At 71.5% G+C, this 21639-nt stretch carries 28 protein-coding genes; 16 read left to right on the forward strand and 12 right to left on the reverse strand.

Going from position 1 to position 21639, the window contains the following annotated elements; all coding sequences use genetic code 11:
* Positions 1-24 precede the first annotated feature (24 nt).
* Positions 25-1581, forward strand: a complete 1557-nt coding sequence (locus tag EJ357_RS44595) for a recombinase family protein (protein WP_126398116.1) — start codon at positions 25-27, stop codon at positions 1579-1581.
* Positions 1578-1736 carry a hypothetical protein gene (locus tag EJ357_RS48730; RefSeq protein ID WP_175647754.1) on the forward strand — a complete coding sequence of 53 codons (159 nt, stop codon included), beginning with the start codon at positions 1578-1580 and terminating at the stop codon, positions 1734-1736. Before EJ357_RS44595 ends, EJ357_RS48730 begins: the two co-directional genes overlap by 4 nt.
* Positions 1737-1802: 66 nt before the next feature.
* On the opposite strand, the gene EJ357_RS44600 is transcribed toward EJ357_RS48730, so the two are convergent.
* The 3 genes from EJ357_RS44600 to EJ357_RS44610 are packed head-to-tail and all read right to left on the reverse strand — an operon-like array spanning position 1803 to position 2379.
* Positions 1803-2006, reverse strand: a complete 204-nt coding sequence (locus EJ357_RS44600; protein ID WP_126398118.1) for a hypothetical protein — start codon at positions 2004-2006, stop codon at positions 1803-1805.
* Positions 2003-2194, reverse strand: coding sequence for a hypothetical protein (locus tag EJ357_RS44605; protein WP_126398120.1), 192 nt, complete (start codon positions 2192-2194; stop codon positions 2003-2005). Before EJ357_RS44605 ends, EJ357_RS44600 begins: the two co-directional genes overlap by 4 nt.
* Entirely contained in the window at positions 2191-2379 is a 189-nt protein-coding gene (locus EJ357_RS44610; protein ID WP_126398122.1) for a hypothetical protein, read from the reverse strand. The genes EJ357_RS44605 and EJ357_RS44610 overlap by 4 nt, the downstream gene beginning before the upstream one ends.
* A gap of 98 nt (positions 2380-2477) precedes the next feature.
* Here EJ357_RS44610 and EJ357_RS44615 point away from each other — a divergent pair, with 98 nt between their 5' ends.
* The 5 genes from EJ357_RS44615 to EJ357_RS48735 all read left to right on the forward strand — a co-directional run bounded on the left by EJ357_RS44615 (position 2478) and on the right by EJ357_RS48735 (position 6328).
* Positions 2478-3725 (forward strand): helix-turn-helix domain-containing protein, encoded by a 1248-nt coding sequence (locus tag EJ357_RS44615; protein ID WP_126398124.1) that lies wholly within the window; start codon positions 2478-2480, stop codon positions 3723-3725.
* Positions 3726-3950: 225 nt separating this feature from the next.
* Positions 3951-4169: a helix-turn-helix transcriptional regulator gene (locus tag EJ357_RS44620; RefSeq protein WP_126398126.1), complete on the forward strand. Its 219-nt coding sequence runs from the start codon at positions 3951-3953 to the stop codon at positions 4167-4169.
* Positions 4166-5380: a helix-turn-helix domain-containing protein gene (locus EJ357_RS44625; RefSeq protein WP_126398128.1), complete on the forward strand. Its 1215-nt coding sequence runs from the start codon at positions 4166-4168 to the stop codon at positions 5378-5380. The genes EJ357_RS44620 and EJ357_RS44625 overlap by 4 nt, the downstream gene beginning before the upstream one ends.
* 4 nt (positions 5381-5384) lie before the next feature.
* Positions 5385-6170, forward strand: coding sequence for a hypothetical protein (locus EJ357_RS44630; RefSeq protein ID WP_126398130.1), 786 nt, complete (start codon positions 5385-5387; stop codon positions 6168-6170).
* Positions 6167-6328, forward strand: a complete 162-nt coding sequence (locus EJ357_RS48735; RefSeq protein WP_175647755.1) for a hypothetical protein — start codon at positions 6167-6169, stop codon at positions 6326-6328. Before EJ357_RS44630 ends, EJ357_RS48735 begins: the two co-directional genes overlap by 4 nt.
* An 86-nt stretch (positions 6329-6414) precedes the next feature.
* Here EJ357_RS48735 and EJ357_RS44635 read toward each other — a convergent pair whose 3' ends face one another.
* The 3 genes from EJ357_RS44635 to EJ357_RS44645 all read right to left on the reverse strand — a co-directional run bounded on the left by EJ357_RS44635 (position 6415) and on the right by EJ357_RS44645 (position 8033).
* Entirely contained in the window at positions 6415-6618 is a 204-nt protein-coding gene (locus EJ357_RS44635) for a hypothetical protein (protein WP_126398131.1), read from the reverse strand.
* On the reverse strand, positions 6618-6953 hold the full coding sequence (locus EJ357_RS44640; protein WP_126398133.1) for a hypothetical protein: 336 nt from the start codon (positions 6951-6953) through the stop codon (positions 6618-6620). The genes EJ357_RS44635 and EJ357_RS44640 overlap by 1 nt, the downstream gene beginning before the upstream one ends.
* 246 nt (positions 6954-7199) lie before the next feature.
* Positions 7200-8033 (reverse strand): hypothetical protein, encoded by an 834-nt coding sequence (locus tag EJ357_RS44645; RefSeq protein WP_126398135.1) that lies wholly within the window; start codon positions 8031-8033, stop codon positions 7200-7202.
* Between the two features lie 365 nt (positions 8034-8398).
* Between EJ357_RS44645 and EJ357_RS44650 the strand changes: the two genes are divergently transcribed.
* The 6 genes from EJ357_RS44650 to EJ357_RS44675 are packed head-to-tail and all read left to right on the forward strand — an operon-like array spanning position 8399 to position 13036.
* Complete coding sequence (locus EJ357_RS44650; protein WP_126398137.1) at positions 8399-8581, forward strand: hypothetical protein; 183 nt, start codon at positions 8399-8401, stop codon at positions 8579-8581.
* Positions 8578-11130, forward strand: coding sequence for a hypothetical protein (locus tag EJ357_RS44655; protein WP_126398139.1), 2553 nt, complete (start codon positions 8578-8580; stop codon positions 11128-11130). The genes EJ357_RS44650 and EJ357_RS44655 overlap by 4 nt, the downstream gene beginning before the upstream one ends.
* Before the next feature lie 60 nt (positions 11131-11190).
* Positions 11191-11532: a hypothetical protein gene (locus EJ357_RS44660; RefSeq protein WP_126398141.1), complete on the forward strand. Its 342-nt coding sequence runs from the start codon at positions 11191-11193 to the stop codon at positions 11530-11532.
* Complete coding sequence (locus EJ357_RS44665; RefSeq protein ID WP_126398143.1) at positions 11529-11981, forward strand: hypothetical protein; 453 nt, start codon at positions 11529-11531, stop codon at positions 11979-11981. Before EJ357_RS44660 ends, EJ357_RS44665 begins: the two co-directional genes overlap by 4 nt.
* A gap of 19 nt (positions 11982-12000) precedes the next feature.
* Positions 12001-12738, forward strand: a complete 738-nt coding sequence (locus EJ357_RS44670) for a hypothetical protein (RefSeq protein WP_126398145.1) — start codon at positions 12001-12003, stop codon at positions 12736-12738.
* On the forward strand, positions 12728-13036 hold the full coding sequence (locus EJ357_RS44675; protein ID WP_126398147.1) for a hypothetical protein: 309 nt from the start codon (positions 12728-12730) through the stop codon (positions 13034-13036). The genes EJ357_RS44670 and EJ357_RS44675 overlap by 11 nt, the downstream gene beginning before the upstream one ends.
* A 318-nt stretch (positions 13037-13354) precedes the next feature.
* Here the strand turns inward: EJ357_RS44675 and EJ357_RS44680 are convergent, their stop codons facing one another.
* Positions 13355-13711, reverse strand: coding sequence for a VOC family protein (locus EJ357_RS44680; RefSeq protein ID WP_126398149.1), 357 nt, complete (start codon positions 13709-13711; stop codon positions 13355-13357).
* Positions 13712-13774: 63 nt separating this feature from the next.
* On the opposite strand from EJ357_RS44680, the gene EJ357_RS44685 reads away from it, so the two are divergent.
* Positions 13775-14656, forward strand: coding sequence for a universal stress protein (locus EJ357_RS44685; protein WP_126398151.1), 882 nt, complete (start codon positions 13775-13777; stop codon positions 14654-14656).
* Position 14657: 1 nt separating this feature from the next.
* Here the strand turns inward: EJ357_RS44685 and EJ357_RS44690 are convergent, their stop codons facing one another.
* The 4 genes from EJ357_RS44690 to EJ357_RS44705 all read right to left on the reverse strand — a co-directional run bounded on the left by EJ357_RS44690 (position 14658) and on the right by EJ357_RS44705 (position 18651).
* Positions 14658-15893: a DUF4032 domain-containing protein gene (locus tag EJ357_RS44690; protein ID WP_126398153.1), complete on the reverse strand. Its 1236-nt coding sequence runs from the start codon at positions 15891-15893 to the stop codon at positions 14658-14660.
* A 41-nt stretch (positions 15894-15934) separates the two neighbouring features.
* A complete protein-coding gene (locus EJ357_RS44695) occupies positions 15935-16681 on the reverse strand; it encodes an MBL fold metallo-hydrolase (protein ID WP_126398155.1) in 747 nt (248 codons plus the stop codon).
* A 49-nt stretch (positions 16682-16730) separates the two neighbouring features.
* Positions 16731-17912 (reverse strand): acyltransferase family protein, encoded by a 1182-nt coding sequence (locus tag EJ357_RS44700; protein ID WP_126398157.1) that lies wholly within the window; start codon positions 17910-17912, stop codon positions 16731-16733.
* A 109-nt stretch (positions 17913-18021) separates the two neighbouring features.
* Entirely contained in the window at positions 18022-18651 is a 630-nt protein-coding gene (locus tag EJ357_RS44705) for an alpha-ketoglutarate-dependent dioxygenase AlkB (RefSeq protein ID WP_126398159.1), read from the reverse strand.
* A 152-nt stretch (positions 18652-18803) separates the two neighbouring features.
* Between EJ357_RS44705 and EJ357_RS44710 the strand changes: the two genes are divergently transcribed.
* The gene (locus tag EJ357_RS44710) at positions 18804-19430 is read left to right on the forward strand and encodes a TetR/AcrR family transcriptional regulator (RefSeq protein ID WP_126398161.1); all 627 of its coding nucleotides are present in this window, start codon (positions 18804-18806) and stop codon (positions 19428-19430) included.
* Between the two features lie 34 nt (positions 19431-19464).
* Positions 19465-21138, forward strand: coding sequence for an FAD-binding dehydrogenase (locus EJ357_RS44715; protein WP_126398163.1), 1674 nt, complete (start codon positions 19465-19467; stop codon positions 21136-21138).
* A 22-nt stretch (positions 21139-21160) separates the two neighbouring features.
* On the opposite strand, the gene EJ357_RS44720 is transcribed toward EJ357_RS44715, so the two are convergent.
* Positions 21161-21511 carry a DUF488 domain-containing protein gene (locus EJ357_RS44720; protein ID WP_126398166.1) on the reverse strand — a complete coding sequence of 117 codons (351 nt, stop codon included), beginning with the start codon at positions 21509-21511 and terminating at the stop codon, positions 21161-21163.
* Positions 21512-21639 lie beyond the last annotated feature (128 nt).

A 21639-nucleotide genomic window follows, 5' to 3' on the forward strand; every position in this document is an offset into this window, starting at 1 on the left:
TACGGGACAGGGAGGGGCCAGGCCATGGCACTGGCGATAGCGACCCAGACGGCGCGGGAGTACGCGCGGTCATCAAAGGGCCGGGGGCACCGCAGCCGCAGCACGCAGGACCAACACACCCAGAACCTCAGCGCCGAGGCCGAGCACGGCCCGTGGACGTGGGGCAAGCCGTACACCGACACCGGCAGCGCCTGGCACAAGGCGCTCAAGCCGAACGACGACTTCCTCCGCATGGTGGCCGACATGCGATCCGGCGCGTTCGGCCCGGCCGGGACCGTCCTGGTCCTGTGGGAGATCAGCCGCCTGACCCGCAAGACGCTGTCCGGCGTGGAGGTCGTCGACCTGTGCGAGGAGCGCGGCTACCTGATCCACGTCACCAGTCTCGACCGGACTTTCAACCCCTCCAACTACAGCGACCGCGACACCCTGATCACCGGCATCAAGGACGCCGAGAAGGAAGCCCGGCTGCTGTCTGCCCGTACGCTGCGAGGCGTGAACAGCGCGATCGACGCCGTGAACGACGACGGCGAGCCCGCCGCCCGTCCGCACGGCAGGATCCCCTTCGGCTTCCGCCGGACGTACGAGCTGATCGACGGCCGTCCGCGCCCGGTGTCCCAGGAGGCCGACCCCATCGAGGGGCCATTCATCGTGGAGCTGTTCGAGCGGGTGGCCGGGTGGAACGGCCGCAGGCGTGAGTCCATCCGGTCCGTGGAGCAGGACTGGCTGAAGCGCGACATCGTCAGCCGCGAAGGGGTGCCCTTCAGCCGCCAGAACCTGGCGCAGATGCTGAAGCGGAAGGCGTACGTCGGCATCCGCGTGCACACCGAGACCGATCCCCGGACCGGCGAGAAGATCGTGACCGAGCGCCCCGGCAACTGGGAGCCGCTGGTCGAGCCCGAGCTGTTCGACGCCGTGCAGCGCATCCTCGCCGACCCTTCCCGCAAGTCCACCACGAGCAACATCGTCAAGCACGTGCTGACCGGCGTCCTGCGCTGCGACGTGTGCGGCGGAAAGGTCAGCCTGCGCCCCGGCGGCAAGGCTTACGACGGCCGCCTCGTGTACCGGTGCTACCTGCACGATCACTTCACCATCGACAAGGAGCAGACCGACGGCCACGTGCTCAACGAGCTGATGACCTACCTGTTCCTCGCCCCCGCCTCGGAGGTCCCCGAACCGCTCGCCGACGACGGCGACTCCGAGCTGTCCTCCGCGCGCTCCGAACTGGCGAGGCTCCGTGGCGAGTTGGACGAGCTTGAGGCCACTCCGGCGCCCAAGACGGCCCGCGCCCGGCGGCGGCACACCGCCGACATGGAAGAGCTGGAGACGGACATCGCCGCCCTGGAGGCGAAGCTGTCCGCGCTCGCCGCGCCCGACCCGCTGAGCGAGGTGTTCGAGACCGGCCCCGGCGCGGCTGACCGGTGGGTGGCCGCCGACATCGCCGTGCAGCGCACCGTGGCCGCCATCGTGCTCGGCCCGCGCGGGGCGCTCGGCCAGCCGCGTATCCGACGCGTGGCCGACAGCACCTCCCCGGCCGTACGCGACCGCGTCCGCTGGCACAAGGCGGAGGTGACGGCAGCATGAGCGACGACATCCGCGAGCCGCTGTACGGCGCTCAGGCGGCCGAAGTCGGCCAGGCCCTACGCCGGTTGCTGGCCACGGGCACAAGGCCGGAGACGGCTCCTCAGCGTCCCGTGCTGACGCCGTTCCGGGTCGCCCTGCTGCGCCGCCGCGCCTGACCCACCCACGCACAGCACGGAGCCCGGCCGGGCATCATCACCGGCCGGGCTCCGTGCTGTTGGGGGCTACAGCATCCGTGCAGCCCAGATCCTCGTCATGATCCGCAGCAGGTCCGGGTCGATCAGCTCCACGTCGTCGGCGTGCTCACGGTGCGCCCACACGTCCCACCCCGGCCCCGAGTTGCCCAGCTCGTGAGCCACGATCACCCCGTCCGCCGGGTCGGTGATCTCCTCGTCGCACGCCCGGCACACGCGCACGCCCGCCGTCACTGCGCATCACCCCGGCGCCAGTGGCACTCGCACCCGCACCGCCGCGTGAGCAGGACCGTCCCGTTCGAGTACGGCAGCGGCACGTCCCGGGTCTGGTTGCACATGCGGTGCACGTCCCGGTAGTCCGGCCGCTGGCCCAGCGTGCACTCGGCCGACAGCGGCGGCCGGTCCGTCGCGGGGGCGCTCACCGCTCGGCCGCCTGGTGCGTGCGCATCTCCACGTTCAGGTCAGTGACCTTGCTCAGGTCGCCGTCGCGCCGCGCCTGTTCCCGCTCCCGGGCCAGCGCTCCGCACACGTCGCACCCGTCCACCGGCACCGGTTCCGCTTCCGGCAGACCCACGTGCACCGGCTCCGCCATCGTCGTCTTGTTCATGATCCCCTCGCTCCCTCGCAGGTCACCTCACCTTCGTGTTGGCGCACCACCCGTCACAATTGGGCCGCCCTATAGCCCGGCCCTATATCGTTGAATTCATGGGGGATTCCGCACCTGACCTCTGGTCCCACCCGCAGCTCATCGCCGCCGTCACCGCCGAGGACTGGGGCACGGTGCTGCGTACGTACCGGCGGCTGACCGGCCTGAGCCAGACCAAGCTGGGCGAGCGCGTCGGCCTGGTCCAGCCCGACGTCTCCGCCATCGAGCGCGGCCACCGCCGGGTCACCTCGGTCGAGGTCCGGCAGCGCATCGTCACCGGCCTGGACATCCCGACCGATCTTGTGCGCGTCCGCGCTGAGGCTCCGGCCGCTCCGGTGGCGGGGCTGGTGCTCCCCGGCCCCGGGCCGGATGACGACCTGCTCACCCGGGTGACTTCCGTGGTCGAGTCCGAACACCGCGTAGACGCACCCACGTTGGACTGGCTCGACCGGCTGCTCGCCGAACACCGCCGCGCCGAGGACGAGATCGGCTCGCGGCCCCTGGTGGACCTCATGCGCCAGCAACTCCGCACGGTCGTCAACCTGTACGCCTCCGCCCGTGGGCCCCTGGCTGACCGTGTCGTCCGCCTCGCCGCCGAGCACGCGCAGTTCCTGGCCTGGATGGCGCAGGACCAGGGCCAGACAGCCGCCGCGCTCGCCTGGTACGACCGCTCGCACGAATGGGCGCTGGAGGCCGGAGACGCCAACATGGCCGCGACGACGCTGAGCATGAAGGCGCACATGGCGTGGTCGGGCGGCCGGGGTGACAGGGCCGTCCGGCTGGCTGAGGCGGCACGCTGGTCGGCCCCCGGGGCGTCCCTCGGAGTGCAGGGCATGGCCGCGCAGATGGCCGCCCGGGGTCACGCCCTCAACCGCGACGCCGACGACGCCACCCGCCTCCTGGACGAGGCGCAGGATCTCATCAGCCGGGCCGCCGAGCACCCCGAGGACGAGCCCGTCTGGATGTACTTCTACGGCGAGACCTGGTTCACCCTCCAGCGGGGCATGGCCGCGCTGCACCTGCGGGACTGGCGCGCGGCCGTGGATCACCTCACGGTCGGGCTGGCCGCCCTGCCGGACGACTACCGCCGGGACAAGACCTGGTACCGCACGTGCCTGGCGCACGCCTACGCCGGAGCCGGGGAGGCTCCCCAGGCTCTCGCCGTGGCGCTGGAGGCCGTGCCCGATGCCGCAGCCATCGGCCGCCCGCACTCCTGGAACGAGCTGCACACCACAGCCGCCGTGCTGCTGCGCCGGAGTGCCCCCGAGGGTCAACAACTCATCGCCGCTCTTCGCGAGTTGGACTGACCCGGACCCTTTGCCGGCTCACCATGCGTCCCGTGAGTCACACCAGATCATTTAACGAATTCGCCCAGGTCAGACGGGGTAAAGTACGCCCCTGAACTCTCTGGAATTCCGCCGAATCCTGCCGTACGTTGGGAGTCGCAAGACGACCACGAGACCACGGACCAGACACACAGGTCCGTGGTCTCTTCTGTGTGCTGGGCCGGGTCCTGTCCCGACAGGAGCCCCATGGACACACCCGCCACCCTGGACGAGGTGCGCGCCTGGCCCGCGCTCGTCTCCCTCACGCAGGCCGCCCGCGCCCTCAACATCAGCCGGACCACCGCCTTCACCCTGGCCGCGCGGGGGCAGTTCCCCGTGCCCATCGAACGTGCCCTCGGGCAGCAGCGCGTCCGCACGGCTGACCTCATCCGCTACCTGGAGGGCGAGAGCGGGGGCACGGCATGACCGTCTACCTCTGCCTCGCCGCTGCCGCCGGGGGCTGGCTCTACCTCCGGTACCTGCTGCGGGAGCGGAAGGCCACCCGTTCCGCACGCCGCCAGCGCCGGGCACACGAGAAGGCCGCGTCTCCCACCCTGTCCGCGCGCCTGCTCCAGGCGTGGCGCTGGACGGCGCCCCGGGCCTTCCCGTGGGCGTTCCGCTGGCGTCCGGCCCGGCGTCCGCGTAGGGGTGTCCCGCTGGCCCGGCCGGGGGTGCTCGCGCCCTGGGTGCGGGTGAAGCTCAGTCAGCACCTGCTCGTCACCGGCGTCACCGGCTCCGGCAAGTCGTGCGTGTTCATCGCGCTGGCGACGTCGGCGCGCGCGGCCGGGATGGACGTCGAGTTCTGGGACGCCAAGGACGGCCTGGAGGGTCAGCCCTACGAGGCCGCAGGCATCCCCGTCGTGGAGCTGGACGACCAGCCCGCCCGGCTGGGCTGGCTGCTGGGGGAGGAGCTGCCCCGCCGGGCGGCCGTGCTCAAGGCGCGCGGTGCCCGCATGTGGGACCCCGACGTGGATGGGCCCGAACTGGTCCTGATCCTGGATGAGTTGGGCGTCTCCATGACCGTGTTGCCGACCGGCCCAGTGGCCACGCTGATCAAGAAGTGCCGCGCGTACGGCCTCTGGATCTGGGGCGGCGAACAGATCGGCAAGGCGAGCACGGTCGACACCGACATCCGGTCTCAGTTCCAGGGCCGTATCGCGCTCCAGGTCGGCCGGGCGTCCGATGCCCGCATCGTGCTCGGGGACGAGTCCGTGGCCGACGGCTGGGCCCCGCACGAGCTGCCCTCCCGCTGGCTGCTGGTCAAGGACGCGGACCACAAGAAGCCGCGCCCGGCCCGCTGCGCCACGGTGTCCGATGCGCTGCTCCAGCGCTACCCGATGCGCCCGCGCGTCTCGCTCGTCAAGGCGCCTGAGCCCGTTGCCGTTGCCCCCGTTGCACACGCCTTTGACCTGGGCGGACGCCCGCAACACGCAACAGGCAACACCCGCACGGACGAGTTCGCGGAGGAGATCGAACGCGCGCTGCTCGGGGGTCCGGCGGGCGTGCGGGAGATCGCCCGTGCCACCGGCCGCAACCCCGGCTCCGTGCACCGCAAGATCCAGCAAATGACCGCCCGGGGCCTGGTGCGCAGCACCCCGGACGGCCTGGCCCTCCCCCACGTGACGGAAGAGGAGTAACCCCATGCTCGCACCCATGCCGGTGAAGGAGCGGAAGGCCCGGCGACCCATCGCCGAAGTCTTCCCGGACTTCGCCCTGTTCGTCCTCGGGGTCGCCGGACTCGTGCTGTCCGGCTGGTCCCTGAGCACCCTCCTGCACGACCAGGCCGGGGCCCCCTGGCCGGTGGCCCTGTTCGCCGTGGCCGTGTTCGACGTCGTGGCCATGGCCGCGTGCTTCCTGGTCTACCAGCGCCGGGCGGACCCCTGGGCCGCCGCCGGGGCCCGGCTGACCATGACGGGCGCGCTGGTGGCGAGTGCCGTGGTCAACGGCGCGCACGGCTACGCCCTCGGGGGGTGGACGACGGCCGCCGTGCTGGCCGCCGCCCCGCTGGCCTTCGAGGTCGTGTTCGAGCTGCGGCACCGCACCCTGACCGGGCTCATCTGGGTCCTGTTCCGCAAGGAGGCCATGACCCGGCTCAAGCTCGACGCCTGGGAGCGGATCGCAGTCCCGCTGGAGAACGGCGACCGGTTCACCGTCTCCGGCCGTCCGGCCGAGGCCGCCGCGACCGTGGAGCGCATCCGGAACGGCTCAGCTCAGCCCAGGCCGTCTCAGGCTCAGCTCACGACTCAAGAGCCTGGCTCGGCTCAGCTCACTGAGCCTGCGGCTCAGGTCGATGAGCTGGCCCGGCGGCTCAACGGCGGGGAACGGCTCACCAAGTCGTCCGCCGCGAAGGTTCTCGGCGTCAGTGAGGCCACCGCCGGGCGCCGTCTGCGTGAGGCCAAGGACCGGGTCGGAGGTGGCTACCTGTGATCGAGTTCGGTGCACTGATCGCCCTGGCGATCCTGCTCGCAGCCTCCAAGTCCGACCGCGTGAAGGTCTCGATCGCCATCGTGGCGACGGTGGTCCTCATGGGTGGCTTCGGAGAGTTCGGGTCCGTCGTGACCAACATCCTCAGCAACCTGAGCTGACCGAGACGAAGAGCCCCGCCGGGCCGTACCCGGCGGGGCTCTGTCGTGCCTTATTTAGGTTATTCGCCGGCAGTGGTCGCCCCAGCTCAGGCGGGCCAGATGCGCCCGTCGGCGTCCACGCGGGCCTGGCGGCACTCCCGCAGGCTCCGCAGCGCCCCGCCGAACAGGCTCCGGTCGTACGCCGACAGCATCTCCATCAGCTCGTCGGCGGTGCGGCCGGGGTTGGCCTGGACGTGGCGCAGCGCCTTACGGCGCAGGAACGGGCTCACCCCGTCGACCCCGCCGCCCATCAGGAGAGGCCCGCCTGGACCAGGTGATCGGCGATTTGTTCGCGGACGTCCTGGGGCAGCTCCCGGATGAACTCGCCCAGCGTCGTCACGGACGGGGGCCAGAACCATCCCCGGATCAGCTCCATGGCCGCGACGGCGTGCTGTGCGCGGCGGTCGGCCTCCACTAGCTGAGCCCGCGTCGCGTCCATGACGCTCGGCGGCCCGGCCACGAGGCTGACCCCCGTCCGCTGCTCGACGACGCGCACGATCGCCGCTGCTGCCTCGTCGCTCGCGCGGCGGATGTCAGCCAGGGCCTCCCGTCCCTGGGCGACGATCTCGGCTCGTTGTTCGTCCATGGTCAACTCCTCCTGTGTCCTCGCCAGTTGGAGCGGCCCGGTACCGGTGCTCGCCGTTGTCGCTGATGCGGACGACCTTGCCCCGGCGCACCAGCGCCTCCAGCCGGTGACGGGCCTGTCCCGTGCTGCACCCGGTCAGTGCGCCGACCGTGGCCGCCGTGACGGCGGCCACGCCGTTGGCCTCCAGGAAGCCGAGGATGCGTTCGTGCGGCCTCAGCGGGGGCGGTGCGGTCCAGTGCCGCCCGCTCACCGCCGGGCCGCCCGTCGGTCCGACGTCCCGAACAGGGCGGTGTGCCCGGCGCAGTAGGTGTCCCGCGAGCACCCGCACGGCAGGTCGCCCGAGGCCGTGAAACCGGCCCGCCGCCGGGCCTGGACGCCCGCCTGACGGGCGACGGAGGGGTCCAGCGCGGAGTACGCCCGAGCCGCCGCCGTACGCCGGGAGACGGCCGCCCTGACGGCTGCCTCGGCCGCGCTGAACTCCTGGCGTGCGCGGTCGCGTTCGGCTGCCTGACGGCTGGCCGTCTCGGTCTGGCGCAGGGCGGCCATCGCCCGCCGGGTGGCTTCGGCCTCCGTGGTCCAGCGGGCACGGTCGGCGGGGCATGGCTCACCCAGCAGGGCGCGGTACGCCGGGGTGTCCTCGGGGCCGTGGGTCTCATGCACGCGGGCCGACGTCGCCGCCCAGCAGGTCGCGCAGACGCCGTCCCGGCGGAGCTGATTGCGGCTGGCCGCTGCTTCGAGGACGTCACGACCGAAGAGAGCGAACGCGTCGGCGGGCAGCAGGCGCAGGGCGTTACGGCCGCGTGGGGGCCGGGCGTAGTCGACCGGGAGGTACCCCGAGGCGTTGCCCGTGGGGCCGTTCAGCAGGTTGTCCAGTCCCTGGGCGAAGCCCTCTGCGTCCGGGTGACGGCGCGCGGCCTCCGCGCGGCGCTGGGCGGCCATGCGCTGCACCGAGGCCAGCGAGACCCGGGCCGGGTTGGAGCCGGACTCCCGCACCAGCCGCCCGGCGCGCATCGCCTCGTACGCGGCGACGTCAGAAATGCTGAGCCGCCGGGCTGCCTCGGCGACGGATAGGGATTCCATAAATGCGCCCCTTTAGCTGCGCGGATGGGTTTGTTAAGAAGACGGTACAGTGGGAATGGGCCTCCCCCAAATACGGATGATCTGCGTCGGTCCGGCAGGGGGAGGCTCCTTTATCTAAATCGGAATTAAATCGATGAAGATAAATAGGAACCTACAAACTTCGGTGCCTGGTAATGGCGAGGGTTTCGATCCCGGATTTAGCCGGGCAGAATAGGGGTGAGGCCGCTCCGGCGGCCGACGGGACCAGCCGGGCCAGACCCGTGGAGGCCGCCAAGCCTCGTCCTGGAGCTGGGAGCGCCATACGAGCGCGGAAGTCTGAAGGCACAGGCGGCCCGCGAAGACACTCGATCTTCGTGGAGGGCTCCATGCCCCGGCAGTACACGATGTCCGACAAGGCGCGTGCAGCTCGCAGTAAAGGCGGAAAGGCCGCGCAGACACTCGACGCGTACATCACGCGAATCGTCGACCGCGCCCCGGAACTCACCGACGCCCAGATAGCGCGCCTGCGCACGCTGCTGCGTCCCGTTTCCGGGGGGTCAGCGGAATGATCCAGACACACGAAAGCCGGGGTTCCCAGGCCCCGGCAATCGCAGAAGAGGACGCCACCAACGTCACTGGTAAGCATACCCAGGGCGGCACCGGAATTACCTCGACCGGCGAAGGTAATTCTCCGCTCTCCTCGGAGCACCGCGCCTTCCTGAACGGGCAGGCGATCACGGACGAGGTTCTGGCGGAGTTCGGCGTCCGGACGGTCACCCGGGACGAGGCGCTGGCGGCGGGCCTCCCGCCGTACTTCGTGCGCAGCGGCGGCATCCTGTTCACGTGGACCCGGCAGGACGGCACGACCGTGTCCCAGTTCCTGCCCGACGAGCCCGTGATCCAGGACGACGGCAAGCCCGCCAAGTACGTCTTCCCGCAAGGCTCGGGCAGCGTGCTGACGGTCTTCCGCCGGGCGGCCGATGGTGAGCCCTACCTGTTCGTGGAAGGCACCAAGCAGTCCCTCGCCGTGACGTCTTGGGCCCCCGAGGGCTGGGGGGTTGTCGGCACACCCGGCTGCACCACCTGGTACGGCGAAGAGCTGGACTGGGCTGAGGATCACGAAGTCGTCGCCATGTTCGACAAGGACGTGAACGGCAACCCCCGGGTCTGGGACGCCGCCAGTGAACTGCGGGATGCGCTGGACCTGGTGGACGCGGGCAAGGTGCGGTTCGCGCGGCTGGCCGGGGCAGGCGCCAAAGACGGCATGGATGACGTGCTGGGCCGGAAGGCACCCGACAGGCGCGCGGCCCTGATCGTCAAGCTGCGGGACAAGGCGACGGGGAACCTGGGACGCCGCCCGGCTCAGCGGCTGGACCCCGAGGAGTCCGCCCCGCCAGACACTGGCGGCCGGGTGGGTGTGGCCGTCAACCGCGACCGCCGCGAGGTGATCGGCAAGATCCTCACCGCGATCAAGGACGAGTGGGACGGCCGGGAGCTGTTCAACTTCGGCGGGGCGATCACGCGGCTGGCCGGGTCGGCTCTGGAGCCCCTGGAGAAGGGGGCGTTCCTCAAGCTCCTGACGGACGCCGTAGCGGCCTACAACTACACGCCGGGCACAGCCACCCGGCCCGCCAAGTACGAACCCGCCTGGCCCGACACACAGACCGTGTCGGCCGTGCTGAGCTGCGCACGGGACTTCCTGCCGCTGGAGCGGGTGATGCGTGCGCCGTACGTCCGGCGGGACGGCACAGTGTGCGCCGAACCCGGGTACGACGCCGCCTCGTGTACCTGGCTGGAGCTGGACGAGGGGGTCAAGGTCGACGTACCCGACGACCCCTCGCCGGAGCAGATCGCGGCGGCCCTGGAGCTGCTGCGGGACGAGCTGCTGGGGGACATGCCGTTCCCGTCGGACGCCGACCGGGCCAACGCGCTGGCCGCGCTGCTGACGCCGTTCATCCGGGACCGTATCGACCTCGCGCCGCTGGCCGTGGTCGACGGCAACGGGATGGGGGTGGGCAAGAACCTCTTCGCGGACGTGTTGTCGATCATCGTGTTCGGGGGTCCGGCCGAGCCCCGGCCGCTGTCTGGTGACAACGAGGAGGTGCGCAAGACCCTGACGGCGGCGCTGCGGCACGGGGAATCTCTGGTGGTGTTCGACGAGGCGCACACCCTCCAGGGCACCGCGCTGGCGCAGGTGCTGACGGCTGAGACCTGGAAGGACCGCGTGCTGGGGGTGTCGGAGGACATCCGGCTGCCCAACAACGTCACCTGGGTCGCGCTGGGCAACAACGTGCGGGTCAACGGGGACATCACCCGCCGCGTGTACTGGATCAAGCTCGCTCCCACGTACGCCAACCCCCAGGACCGCCCGGCCGACAGCTTCCGGCACCCGCACCTGAAGGACTGGGCACGGGAGCACCGTTCAGAGCTGCTGACGGCGGTGCTGACGCTCATCCGGGCGTGGTACGTGGCCGGGTGCCCGTTCCGGCCCGGCGCGGAGTCGTTCGGCTCCTTCGGCAAGTGGGAACGGACCGTCGGCGGCATCCTCCAGACGGCCGGTCAGACGGGCTTCCTGGAGGGGCTGAGGGCCAAGCGCGAGGAATCCGACTTCGCCGGGTCGGCTTGGCTGGAGCACCTGGCATGGCTGCACGAGAGGTTCGGCGGGGGCGGGTTCACGACCGGGGATGTCGACCGGGAACGGAGCCGCGACCCGAGGAACTTCGCATCACCCCCGGGCCTGGAGGACATCACCCCCGACTGGACCCGCCGACTGGGCTACGTGTACCGGGGTGTCCTGGACCGTAACCGGGCGGGATACACGCTGGTCAAGGTGGGTCTAGGGCACAACAAGGTGGTCAAGTACGGGATCAAGAAAGAAGGCTCGGGGGGTGATGGGGGTGATGGGGGTGATGTCTCCCCCTCCTTCAGCGGAAACGGCTTCAAGCCCTCTGTTCCGGCCCCTGCCCGTAACGCGTTTCCGGGAGGGGGAGTAGTCGGATCACCCCCATCACCCCCATCACCCCCGGCCGGGTGCCTCGGGCGCCCCCACTGCCAGCCGGACCCCTTTGCGGACGGACTTGTCATCGTGCACGTCCCCGACTGCCCCGAGCGTCCCTGACCCGCCCCACCGGGGAGCCGGACGGGCTCCCCGGCCCCCACCCCGAACGGAGAAACGATCATGTCTCATCGTCCGCCCGCGTTCCGGGACGACCGGCCCGGCCCGCTCTTCGGGACCATGGCGCTCCGAGGGCAGCCCCTCTGCTACGAGTGCGAGGGCGGCCCTCGCTGCCTCCACCCCGAGGGGCGGTTCGAGGACGCCGTCACGGTCCAGCCCGAGCGCCCGGACCAGCCCGGGTATCTCAGCATCGCTCTCGTGTGCTGCAACTGTGGTGCCCGGCACACCGTGTTCGCCGGAGGGGACGCTTACCGCACTTCTCCGGGGCGGCCACCTGTGTACTCCAACGCCCTGGACTTCCGCCTGCTGGTCAACTCCGAGGTGCCTCCGGAGGCTCGACCATGAGGCCCTGCCGCAAGAACCGCTACGCCACCGAGGACCACGCTCGCGCGGCGTTCGACTGCCACCCCCGGCGGAAGAATGAGCCGTACGTGATCGTCCATCACACCAAGTGCGGCGGCTGGCACATCGTGCCCCGGAGCGAGGAGCGCCGGTTCACCGGCTTCCGCTTCAACACCCCGGCGTCCCCGGCGCCGACCGCCCCGTCCCGCTGGCGCAGCCGGTGGTACAACGCGGGCGCCTACGCCGCCGGGGACGCCGTCGAGCACGACGGCCGGGCGTGGCTCGTCGTCGTGAACTACACCATGGACCCACCCGGCGCCTCTGACTCCTGGCGTGAGGTGACCACGTGCATGGGTGAGCCGCTGTGCGCCCCGGCCCTGTGTGGGCCACCCTGCCACCATCCGGCGTGCCCGGTGAGGTCTTTGCCGGCTCACCACCTGCCACATGCGTAACACCCGGAAGGAGACGACCATGAGCGCACCGCCGGACGAGGCCGCCCGGACGAACAGCCCTGGAGCTGGCCCGGACGCCGGACAAATCGACGACAAGATCATCGGCCTGGCGGCTGCGGGCTTGCCCGTCCGCCGGATCGCCGCCGAGGTCGGCATGCCCAAGTCCACCGTGCAGGACCGGCTGACGCACCTGCTGCGCACCCGCACTCAGCGCGCGTCGGACGAGTTCGTCGCCATGCGTGAGGTCCGCCTGGAAGATCTGTTCCGCCGGGCGTACGCGGTCGTGGCCACGGCGGAGAAGGGCTCCGACGCCTGGGGCCGGGCGTGGGACCGCTGCCTGCGGGCGGAGGAGTCCCTGCGCAAGCTCAAGGGCGCGGACGCCCCCGAGGCCATGACCATCGCTCTGGAGCGCCGGGTCGACGAAGAAGCCACCGACGTTGTTGAGGTGCTGCTCAAGGTGATCCCCGATGCGCTGGGGGCCGCCGATCTGGACGGCGCCTTCCGGGCCAAGCTCACCCAGTACGCCCTGGAGCTGGCCGGGTGGCACCTGCGCTCGACCGGCGGCGAAGACCCCGGCCCGGCGCCGGAGGCACCCCGGCCGCAGCTCGCCCTGCCGCCGGGCCCGTCGGCCGCGCAGCCGCCGGAGGCTCCGTCCCCTCCGCGCTATCGCGAGCCGGACGGCGCGGATGCCGTGCTGGCTCAACTGGCGAACTTCGAGGACGAGTTCGGCCCCCTGGAGGACGACGATGAAGACTGACCGCCGTAAGCAGATCAAGAAGCGGCTCCGCGAGATCGCCCGCAACCCGTCGGCCCCCGGCGCGGCCGAGGAGGCGCAGCGGCTGACGGCGGAGTACAAGCGGCTCCAGTCGGCTGAGCGCACCTCAGCGGCCGAGCCCGCCCCCGCCGACCCTGACGCGGAGGCCGTCGCCACGTGGCCGCCGGAGCTGCGCGCCCGGCTCCAGCGCTCGTCCTTCAACCGGGTCGTCGACCGGGGCTCTTCGGTGCACGACCCCGGCGGCTGGGGCACCCTGAACGACCTGCGAAACGGCCGCTAACCTCGCCGTCTGTGAATCGCTGGCACTCGCTCCGCCTCGCCAGCGATTCCCTGGTGTGCCCCGCTCCCCGGATCAGGCCGACTTTACGACCGTAAACGCGTCTGACCAGCGGCGACGTGCCATGGAATCGAAGGCCGTAGGTGACACCTTGTCGACGGTCAGGATGACGGTCCGCGCCGTGTCGGCGGCCTGTGCCATACGTCTCCCACCCCGAGGGTTCGCGTTCTCGGCACGGCGAAGGCGTCAGGATGGCGCAGTCGCCGCGCCGGCTCGGCCCCATCGTATGTTCGATGCGCCCGCTTCGCTCGGGTATGACGCTCAACCGCGACGCGGGGCGAGCACGCAGAACTCGTTGCCCTCCGGATCGGCGAGGGTGACCCAGCTCTCCTCGCCGGTCTGGCCGACGTCCGCGTGGCGCGCGCCGAGCGCGAGGAGGCGGCTGACCTCCGCGTCCTGGTCCTCGGGGCGGAAGTCGAGGTGGAGGCGGTTCTTGACGGACTTGCCCTCCGGGACCGGCGCGAAGATCAGCCCGGGCAGGCGGTCCTTCTCGGGCCGGATCTCGTACTCCTCGGCCGAGTCGTTCAGCACGACCCAGCCGAGCGCCTCGGCCCACCAGCGCCCCAGCGCCACGGGATCGGCCGCGTCCACGTTCACCTGTTCCCACTCCAGTGCCATGGGCACAGCGTAGTGAAAACTGGGTACCACGGACGGTGACCACGACACGAGGAGGCAGCCGGAATGACGCGCCCGATCACGGCAGGGGTGGACGGATCGGAGGAGAGCCTGGCCGGGCTGGCCTGGGCCGCCCGCGAGGCGGTCCGCCGCGGGCTCGCCCTGCGGGTGGTGCACGCCTGGCGGTTCCAACCGCACGAGGCGATCGACGCGGGATACGCCAAGGACGCCGACACCCAGGCCCAGTGGGTACGGGAGGGGCTGACCGAGGCCGCCCGTTCCGTCACCGAACGGCATCCGGGCCTGGAGGTCACCACCGACGTCCTCGACGGCGGGCCGGCCGAGACGCTGGTCGCCGCGGCGGCGGACGCCGGCATGCTCGTGCTGGGGTCACGCGGCCACGGCGCGGTCGTCGGGTTCCTGCTGGGCTCCGTCGGACAGCAGGTGATCGCGGGGGCGACCCGGCCCGTCGTCCTCGTACGGGCCGGGGACCAGCCCTCCGCCGAGGCCGCCGGACGCGAGGTCGTCGTCGGTCAGCACGGGACCGCGGACGACAGCGCCGGCGCGCTGCGCTTCGCCTTCGAGACGGCCGCCGCGCGCGGCGCGACCGTGCGCGCCGTGCGGGCCTGGACCCTGCCGCCGCTGTTCGCCTACAGCCCGGGCTCGCTGAAGCTGCTCGACGAGGCCGGCGGCCTGGAGCCGTACGAGAAGAAGGCCCTGGGCGAGGCACTGCAGCCGTGGCGGGAACGCTTCCCGGACGTCCAGGTCGTCGAGCACGTCGAGATGGGCAGCGCCGGGCAGGTGCTGCTGTCCGTGGCCGGACGGGCCCAGCTGATGGTCGTCGGGCGCCGCGCCCGTCGTACGGCCGTGGGCGCCCGGATCGGCTCGGTGGCGCACGGCGTCCTGCACCACGCGGACTGCCCGGTGGCCGTGGTGCCGCACGCCTGAGTCAGTCGGACGTCGTCGGCTGCAGCGTCTCCCGGGCCTTGGGCAGGATGTTGGTGATGTAGTCCTCGACCACCGCGTCCAGGCCGATGTCGTGCTGCACCCGCTCGGACAGGTACCAGCGGTGTTCGAGCAGCTCGTGGTAGATCTCGGCCGGGTCCATCGAACCGCGCAGCTCCAGCGGTACGGCCCGCACCGTGGGGCGGAAGACGTCGCGCACCCAGCGGTGCGCGAGCACCTCGGGGCGGGCGCCGAGGGGGTCGCCCGGGGCGTAGTCGTCCTGGGTGGCCATCCAGCTCTCCAGGTCGTTCAGCAGCCGCCGGGCCTGGTTCTCCTCGGTGTCCAGGCCCGTGAGGCGCAGCAGTTGACGCTGGTGGTGGCCGGCGTCGACGACCTTCGGCACGAAGGTGACCGTGTCACCGTTGGCGGCGTGCTCGATCTGCATCTCGGCGACGTCGAAACCGAGGTCGTTCAGGCGGCGTATCCGGCGCTCTATGTAGTGGTACTTGCCCGCCGGGTAGACGGAGGTGCGGGTCAGCTCCTGCCACAGGCTCCGGTAGCGGGCGCAGATCTCGGTGCCGAACTCGATCGGGTCCACGGAGGGGTGCAGCGCCCCGGACGCCTCCAGGTCCAGCAGCTCCCCGCTGATGTTGACCCGGGCGAGGTCGAGGTCGTAGTCGCGCTGGCCTTCGCTGAGCTGGGGGTGCAGGTCGCCCGTCTCGGCGTCCACGAGATACGCCGCGTAGGCGCCGGCGTCGCGCCGGAACAGCGTGTTGGACAGTGAGCAGTCGCCCCAGGCGAACCCGGCGAGGTGGAGGCGGACCAGGAGTACGGCCAGCGCGTCCATGAGGCGGTGCATGGTCGCCGGGCGCATCGTCGTCTCGAACATCGAGCGGTACGGCTGCGAGCCGCCCAGGTGCCGGGTGACCAGGACCGACTCCAGCGGGCCGTTGCCCGCGTCAGTACGCCCGGTGACCACGGCCAGCGGGTCCACCGCCGGGATGCCGAGCCGGTCCAGGTCGCGCAGCAGCTCGTACTCGCGCAGCGCCGGGCGCTCGGCGAGCTCCTTGACGGCGATCACCTCGTCGCCGGCCCGGGCGTAGCGCACGACGTGCCGGGATATGCCGCGCGGCAGCGGGACGAGGACGTCCTGCGGCCATTCCTCCAGGGGCACGTCCCAGGGCAGCTCCAGCAGGAGCGCGGGATGCTCCGGGTTCGTCGCGCTGATCTGCAGTGCCATGGGCCGTTCGTCCTCGCCTCGCCGGTGATCGTCACCTCACCCTAGAGCGCGCGTTCCCGGGCCTGAAGAGCGGCGTCGCGCACCGAGCCCCGGTGCACCGGCCCGTGCCCGGGCAGCAGTACGTCGCCCTTGAGCCCTTCGAACACGTCCAGCGAGACCACCGCACGGGAGCGCTCGTGGTGGAACATGTCGGGCAGCAGCTGCGGTCCCTTGAGCCGCGAGGTGGGGTGCCCGCTGACCAGGGCGTCGCCCGCGATCACCACGCCGGCGTCCGGCAGATGGAAGGCGCAGTGCCCGTCGGTGTGGCCGGGCGTGTGCACCGGTACGGGACGGCCGGGCAGGTCCAGCGGACCGGCCGACGGGAACGCCTCGGGGGCGTCGACCGGCACGTGCGCGGTGCCGCCCGAGCGGATCGCGTGGATCGCCCAGGGCAGCACACCGGGCCGCCAGCCGTTCTTCAGGACCGTCCCCACGTTCACCTGGTGCAGGAACTCCCGGCGGGCGTGCGGCACTTCGGCCTCGTGGAGGTATATGGGGGTGCCGTACGTGTCGCGCAGGTACTCCGCGTTGCCCAGGTGGTCCGTGTGCGCGTGTGTGATCAGTACGGCCGTCACCGCCTCCGGCGAACTCCCCACTTCCGCGAGCGAGGCGAGGAGCTTGGCCCGGTCCCCGGGGTAGCCGGTGTCGATCAGCGTGACCGTATCGCCCTCGGTCAGGATCACCCAGTTCGTGTTGCTGCCGTGGACCAGGTAGGTGCCGTCGGCGACTTGCTGTAGGTCTGCCCGCATGATCGTCCCCGGTGGTGAGGTCCGTGCCCGACGGACACAGGAAAGCAGATCAGGATGAAAGCGCGTCCGGCGGGGCCGGACGCATCCCGAACAGGAACCGCGTCAGCCGCGTTCTGCGCACCACGAACTCGTACAGCGCGAGGATCACCGCCAGCGAACCGGTCACGATCACCGCGTACTCGACCACGATCGGCGCCGACCAGCCCACCACGCCGTACGCGAGCGCGACGACGACCGGCTGGTGCAGCACGTACAACGGCAGGGCGGCGAGCCCGAGATACATCATCGCGCGCGAGGGCGGCGCGGCCTCGCGCGGCCGGTCAAGCAGCCCGAGGACGGCCATCACCCAGCACCAGCCCGCCGCCCCGAACACCGCCCGGGTCACCAGCGCGAACGGGCCCCACTCGGTGAACGGGTCGTCCAGGGCCAGGAACCCGGGCGCGCTCCCCGCGAACAGCACCAGCCCGGCCACTCCCACCGGCACGGCGAGCCGGCGCAGTGCGGCACGGACGCGTGCGTCGTCGGCCAGGGCGTAGCCGAAGAGGAAGAACACCAGGTAGGCCCAGCGGTTCCAGCCCGCGAAGCCCTCCTCCATGCCCAGGAACGCGTTGATCGCGGCGAGCGGCACGGCGGGCAGCAGGAGCAGCGCCGGACGCCGCTCCACCGCCTGCCACAGGGGCTGAGACCAGGCGGCCAGCGGCGCCGCGACCGGGGCCAGGAGCAGGCTGAAGGCGAGGAGCAGCACGACGAACCACAGATGCCCGGTCTCGAAGTGCTCCCCGTCGAGGACGAAGGGGAAGTCGGCCGCCTCCAGGCGGACGGTGAGGAAGCGGGGCCAAAAACGCCAGTACGACTCCTCGTAGCCGGCGTCGGCGGCCCGCAGCCGCAGCCACTGGGGGAGCGGGCACAGGACGACCGTGGCGAAGACCAGCGGAACGCCCAGGCGCAGCAGGCGTTCACGGGTGAAGCGGGCCGGCCCGCGGCGTCGGATCGAGTGACGGGAGCCGAGCCCGGCGATGAGGAACAGCATGGGCATCGCCCACACGACCCCGAACCCGGCCAGCACGGTGACGGCGTCGGTCGTCTGCGCGTTCTTGACGTAGAAGTCGTCGTCCGGCGCGAAGACGAGGCCGGAGTGGAAGAAGACCAGGCCGAGGACGACGAAGACCCGCAGCGCGTCCAACTCGCCGCGCCGGGGAGCGGTTGCCGGTGCCTGCGTCGGAGCGCTCACCCGCCTCAGTGTGGGGGCGCGGCGGGGCTTCGCCCAGAGGAAGGGCTGCCTCCGGCACCGTCCGCCGGAGGCAGCCCCGCGCGCACCCGAAGCTGCCGCCTCTGCAGCCTCACTGCACGCCGTGCGGGCGGAACTGGACGCTGATGCGCGGTCCCGTGGCGCGCGTGGTCTTCGGTATGGAGTGTTCCCAGGTCCGCTGGCAGGAGCCGCCCATCACGATGAGGTCGCCGTGCCCCAGCGCACGGCGCACCGTCTCGCCGCCGCCCCGCACCGGACGCAGCAGCAGATCCCGGGGCGCGCCCACGGAGAGGATGGCGACCATCGTGTCCTCGCGCGCACCCCGCCCGATCCGGTCCCCGTGCCAGGCCACGCTGTCCCGGCCGTCGCGGTAGTAGCAGAGACCGGCCGTGGTGAACGGTTCGCCCAGTTCCTCGGCGTAGTGCGCGGACAGCGAGTCCCGGGCTTTTGCGAGCGCCGGGTGCGGGAGTGCGTCGTCCGCGCCGTAGAAGGCGAGCAGGCGCGGTACGTCGACCACGTGGTCGTACATCGTGCGCCGTTCGGCACGCCAGGGCACCTCGGCGGCGAGCTGTTCGAACAGCGCGTCGGCCCCGCTGAGCCAGCCGGGCAGCACGTCGATCCAGGCGCCATGGGCGAGCCGCGTGCGGCGGATCCCGGTCAGGGAGCCGAGCCGCAGCTCGTCGGTCTGGTCGAACAGGGAGCCCTGGAGATGCGTGGCCATGCTTTCAGCGTACCCCTGAAATCGAAAATCTGTTCTCATCGGATGCCCGGCGGATGCCGACGGATGCCGACGGGCACCCGATCGGATGCCCTCCGGCTCTTTGGATGCATTCGTGTATCGGATACATTCACGTATCGAACGGAGGTCCCGGGATGGCGGTGGAGGACACGACCAGGCGCGTCACCAAGCGCCGCGTCCGCACGCGGGCCAACCTCCTCGACGCCGCCTTCGCGGTGTTCGCCGCCAAGGGCTTCGGCCGGGTCTCCATCGAGGAGGTCTGCGAGGCCGCCGGCTACAGCAGGGGCGCCTTCTACTCCAACTTCGACAGCCTGGACGAGCTGTTCTTCGCGCTCTACCGGCAGCGCGCGGACCTGATCGCGGAGCAGGTGTCCGGGGCGCTCGCCGTCGACGGGCCGGACCTGGACGTGCCCGCCGCCGTGGACCGGGTGACCGAGGTCCTGCTCCTGGACCGTGACTGGCTGCTGGTGAAGACGGACTTCCTGGTGCACGCCGCGCGCGACCCGGCCGTCGCCCAGAGCCTGCTGGAGCACCGCGCCCGACTGCGCGGGGCGATCGCCGACCGGCTCGCCCGCGCGCGGGGGCACACCGAACTGCCCGCCGCGCTCGGCGACATCGACGGCGCAGCCCATGCCGTGGTCGCCGCGTACGACGGTGTCACCACCCAACTGCTGCTGGACAGGGACATCGAGCACGCCCGGGTCTGGCTCGGACAACTGCTCACCGCGCTGCTCACCGACGGCAGCGACACCACCGCATGAGCGCACATGAGGACATGAGGAAGGGACGGTCGCCATGGATGCCGACGTCATCGTCGTCGGAGCGGGACTCGCGGGCCTGGTCGCCGCGAGCGAACTGACCAGCCGGGGCCGCAGGGTCGCGCTGGTGGACCAGGAGAACGCCGCCAACCTCGGCGGACAGGCGTTCTGGTCCTTCGGCGGGCTGTTCCTCGTCGACTCCCCGGAGCAGCGGCGCCTGGGCATCAAGGACTCCCTCGACCTGGCCTGGAACGACTGGCAGGGCAGCGCCGGGTTCGACCGGGTGGAGGACGAGGACTCCTGGGCGGTGCGCTGGGCGCGCGCCTACGTCGAGTTCGCGGCCGGCGACAAGCGGGCCTGGCTGGACGGGCACGGCATCAAGTTCCTGCCCACGGTGGGCTGGGCCGAGCGCGGCGACCTACGCGCCCACGGCCACGGCAACTCCGTGCCCCGGTTCCACATCGCCTGGGGCACCGGCACGGGCGTCGTGGAGCCGTTCGTGGGTTACGCCAAGCAAGCCGCGCGCGACGGGCTGCTCACCTTCTACCACCGGCACCAGGTCGACGAGCTGGTCATCGAGGACGGCACCGTGCGCGGGGTGCGCGGCACCGTCCTGGCCGACGACCACTCACCCCGCGGCGTCGCCTCCAACCGTGACCGCGTCGGCGACTTCGAACTGACCGCGCAGGCCGTCGTCGTCACCACCGGCGGCATCGGCGCCAACCACGACATCGTCCGCCGCTACTGGCCCGAGCGGCTCGGCACCCCGCCCACCGAGATGGTCACCGGCGTCCCCGCCTACGTCGACGGCCGGATGCTCGACATCAGCGCGCGGGCGGGCGTACGCCTGGTCAACCGCGACCGCATGTGGCACTACACCGAGGGCCTGCAGAACTGGGACCCGATCTGGCCCGGCCACGGCATCCGCATCCTGCCCGGCCCGTCCTCCCTGTGGTTCGACGCCCTCGGCCGCCGGCTGCCCGACCCGTGCCTGCCTGGCTACGACACCCTGGGCACCCTCAGGCATCTGCGCACCGACGCGGACATCGCCGGGTACGACCACTCCTGGTTCATCCTCAGCCAGAAGATCATCGAGAAGGAGTTCGCGCTGTCGGGCTCCGAGCAGAACCCCGACATCACCGCCAAGGACCGCGCCGGGTTCCTGAAGGAGCGGGTGCTCGGCAAGGGCGCCCCGGGGCCGGTGGCGGCCTTCCTGCGCAACGGCGCCGACTTCGTGACCGCGCCGAATCTGGAGCAACTGGTCGAGAAGATGAACCAGTTGACCGAGAAGCCGCTCCTCGACGTGGAGGGCATCCGGCGCCAGATCGAGGCCCGCGACCTGCAGATCGCCAACCCGTACAGCAAGGACGCCCAGGTCCAGGGCATCCGCAACGCCCGCCGCTACATCGGCGACCGCCTCGGCCGCGTCGCCACCCCGCACCGCATCCTCGACCCGGCGGCCGGCCCCCTGATCGGCGTCAAGCTGCACATCCTGACCCGCAAGACCCTCGGCGGCATCCAGACCGACCTCGACTCCCGCGCCCTCGGATCCGACGGCACCCCCATCGACGGCCTGTACGCGGCCGGTGAGGTCGCCGGGTTCGGCGGCGGTGGCGTCCACGGCTACAACGCCCTGGAGGGCACCTTCCTCGGCGGCTGCCTCTTCTCGGGCCGGGCGGCGGGCCGGGCCGCGGCGCGGCAGACGGGCTGAGGGTGGTGTACGGCCCGTCTCCTCAGGCTTCGAGGAGACGGGCCAGCACGGCGGCGTGGCTCTGCTCGGGCGACTTCGACGCCGTCAGCAGCGTCACATCGCCCTTCCTCGCCAACTCCCGTACATGCTCGACGAGTTCGGCCGCCTCGGGTGCGGCGAGCTCCGCCTCGTACCGCTCGGCGAACTCCTCGTACGACCGCTCGTCCGCGTGGTACCAGCGCCGCAGCTCCGTGGACGGGGTGAGCCCCTTGGGCCACTCGTCCACCCGCGCGGCGTCCTTCGACAGACCGCGCGGCCACAGCCGGTCTACCAGGACGCGCACGCCGTCCTGCGGCTCGGGCGATGCGTAGACGCGGCGCACGCGAATGCTCACGGCGGTGCCTTTCTGGTGGGGGCGGGCTGCCGGGAGCGTACTGCGGGGCGCGGCGCTTCTTGACCTGATGCAGGGCGAGTTCCGCGGAGATCACCCTTACTGTGAAGCCGTCTCCCACCCCCCACCGC

Origin of the sequence: Streptomyces cyaneochromogenes (assembly GCF_003963535.1) — a bacterium.
GTDB classification, from domain to species: domain Bacteria; phylum Actinomycetota; class Actinomycetes; order Streptomycetales; family Streptomycetaceae; genus Streptomyces; species Streptomyces shaanxiensis.

Bases quoted from the DNA above. Each gene is read 5' to 3' on its own strand.
- EJ357_RS44595 (WP_126398116.1), top strand. From the start codon at position 25: ATGGCACTGGCGATAGCGACCCAGACGGCGCGGGAGTACGCGCGGTCA.
- EJ357_RS48730 (WP_175647754.1), top strand. From the start codon at position 1,578: ATGAGCGACGACATCCGCGAGCCGCTGTACGGCGCTCAGGCGGCCGAA.
- EJ357_RS44610 (WP_126398122.1), bottom strand. From the start codon at position 2,379: ATGAACAAGACGACGATGGCGGAGCCGGTGCACGTGGGTCTGCCGGAA.
- EJ357_RS44615 (WP_126398124.1), top strand. From the start codon at position 2,478: ATGGGGGATTCCGCACCTGACCTCTGGTCCCACCCGCAGCTCATCGCC.
- EJ357_RS44620 (WP_126398126.1), top strand. From the start codon at position 3,951: ATGGACACACCCGCCACCCTGGACGAGGTGCGCGCCTGGCCCGCGCTC.
- EJ357_RS44625 (WP_126398128.1), top strand. From the start codon at position 4,166: ATGACCGTCTACCTCTGCCTCGCCGCTGCCGCCGGGGGCTGGCTCTAC.
- EJ357_RS44630 (WP_126398130.1), top strand. From the start codon at position 5,385: ATGCTCGCACCCATGCCGGTGAAGGAGCGGAAGGCCCGGCGACCCATC.
- EJ357_RS44635 (WP_126398131.1), bottom strand. From the start codon at position 6,618: ATGGGCGGCGGGGTCGACGGGGTGAGCCCGTTCCTGCGCCGTAAGGCG.
- EJ357_RS44640 (WP_126398133.1), bottom strand. From the start codon at position 6,953: ATGGACGAACAACGAGCCGAGATCGTCGCCCAGGGACGGGAGGCCCTG.
- EJ357_RS44645 (WP_126398135.1), bottom strand. From the start codon at position 8,033: ATGGAATCCCTATCCGTCGCCGAGGCAGCCCGGCGGCTCAGCATTTCT.
- EJ357_RS44650 (WP_126398137.1), top strand. From the start codon at position 8,399: ATGCCCCGGCAGTACACGATGTCCGACAAGGCGCGTGCAGCTCGCAGT.
- EJ357_RS44655 (WP_126398139.1), top strand. From the start codon at position 8,578: ATGATCCAGACACACGAAAGCCGGGGTTCCCAGGCCCCGGCAATCGCA.
- EJ357_RS44660 (WP_126398141.1), top strand. From the start codon at position 11,191: ATGTCTCATCGTCCGCCCGCGTTCCGGGACGACCGGCCCGGCCCGCTC.
- EJ357_RS44665 (WP_126398143.1), top strand. From the start codon at position 11,529: ATGAGGCCCTGCCGCAAGAACCGCTACGCCACCGAGGACCACGCTCGC.
- EJ357_RS44670 (WP_126398145.1), top strand. From the start codon at position 12,001: ATGAGCGCACCGCCGGACGAGGCCGCCCGGACGAACAGCCCTGGAGCT.
- EJ357_RS44675 (WP_126398147.1), top strand. From the start codon at position 12,728: ATGAAGACTGACCGCCGTAAGCAGATCAAGAAGCGGCTCCGCGAGATC.
- EJ357_RS44680 (WP_126398149.1), bottom strand. From the start codon at position 13,711: ATGGCACTGGAGTGGGAACAGGTGAACGTGGACGCGGCCGATCCCGTG.
- EJ357_RS44685 (WP_126398151.1), top strand. From the start codon at position 13,775: ATGACGCGCCCGATCACGGCAGGGGTGGACGGATCGGAGGAGAGCCTG.
- EJ357_RS44690 (WP_126398153.1), bottom strand. From the start codon at position 15,893: ATGGCACTGCAGATCAGCGCGACGAACCCGGAGCATCCCGCGCTCCTG.
- EJ357_RS44695 (WP_126398155.1), bottom strand. From the start codon at position 16,681: ATGCGGGCAGACCTACAGCAAGTCGCCGACGGCACCTACCTGGTCCAC.
- EJ357_RS44705 (WP_126398159.1), bottom strand. From the start codon at position 18,651: ATGGCCACGCATCTCCAGGGCTCCCTGTTCGACCAGACCGACGAGCTG.
- EJ357_RS44710 (WP_126398161.1), top strand. From the start codon at position 18,804: ATGGCGGTGGAGGACACGACCAGGCGCGTCACCAAGCGCCGCGTCCGC.
- EJ357_RS44715 (WP_126398163.1), top strand. From the start codon at position 19,465: ATGGATGCCGACGTCATCGTCGTCGGAGCGGGACTCGCGGGCCTGGTC.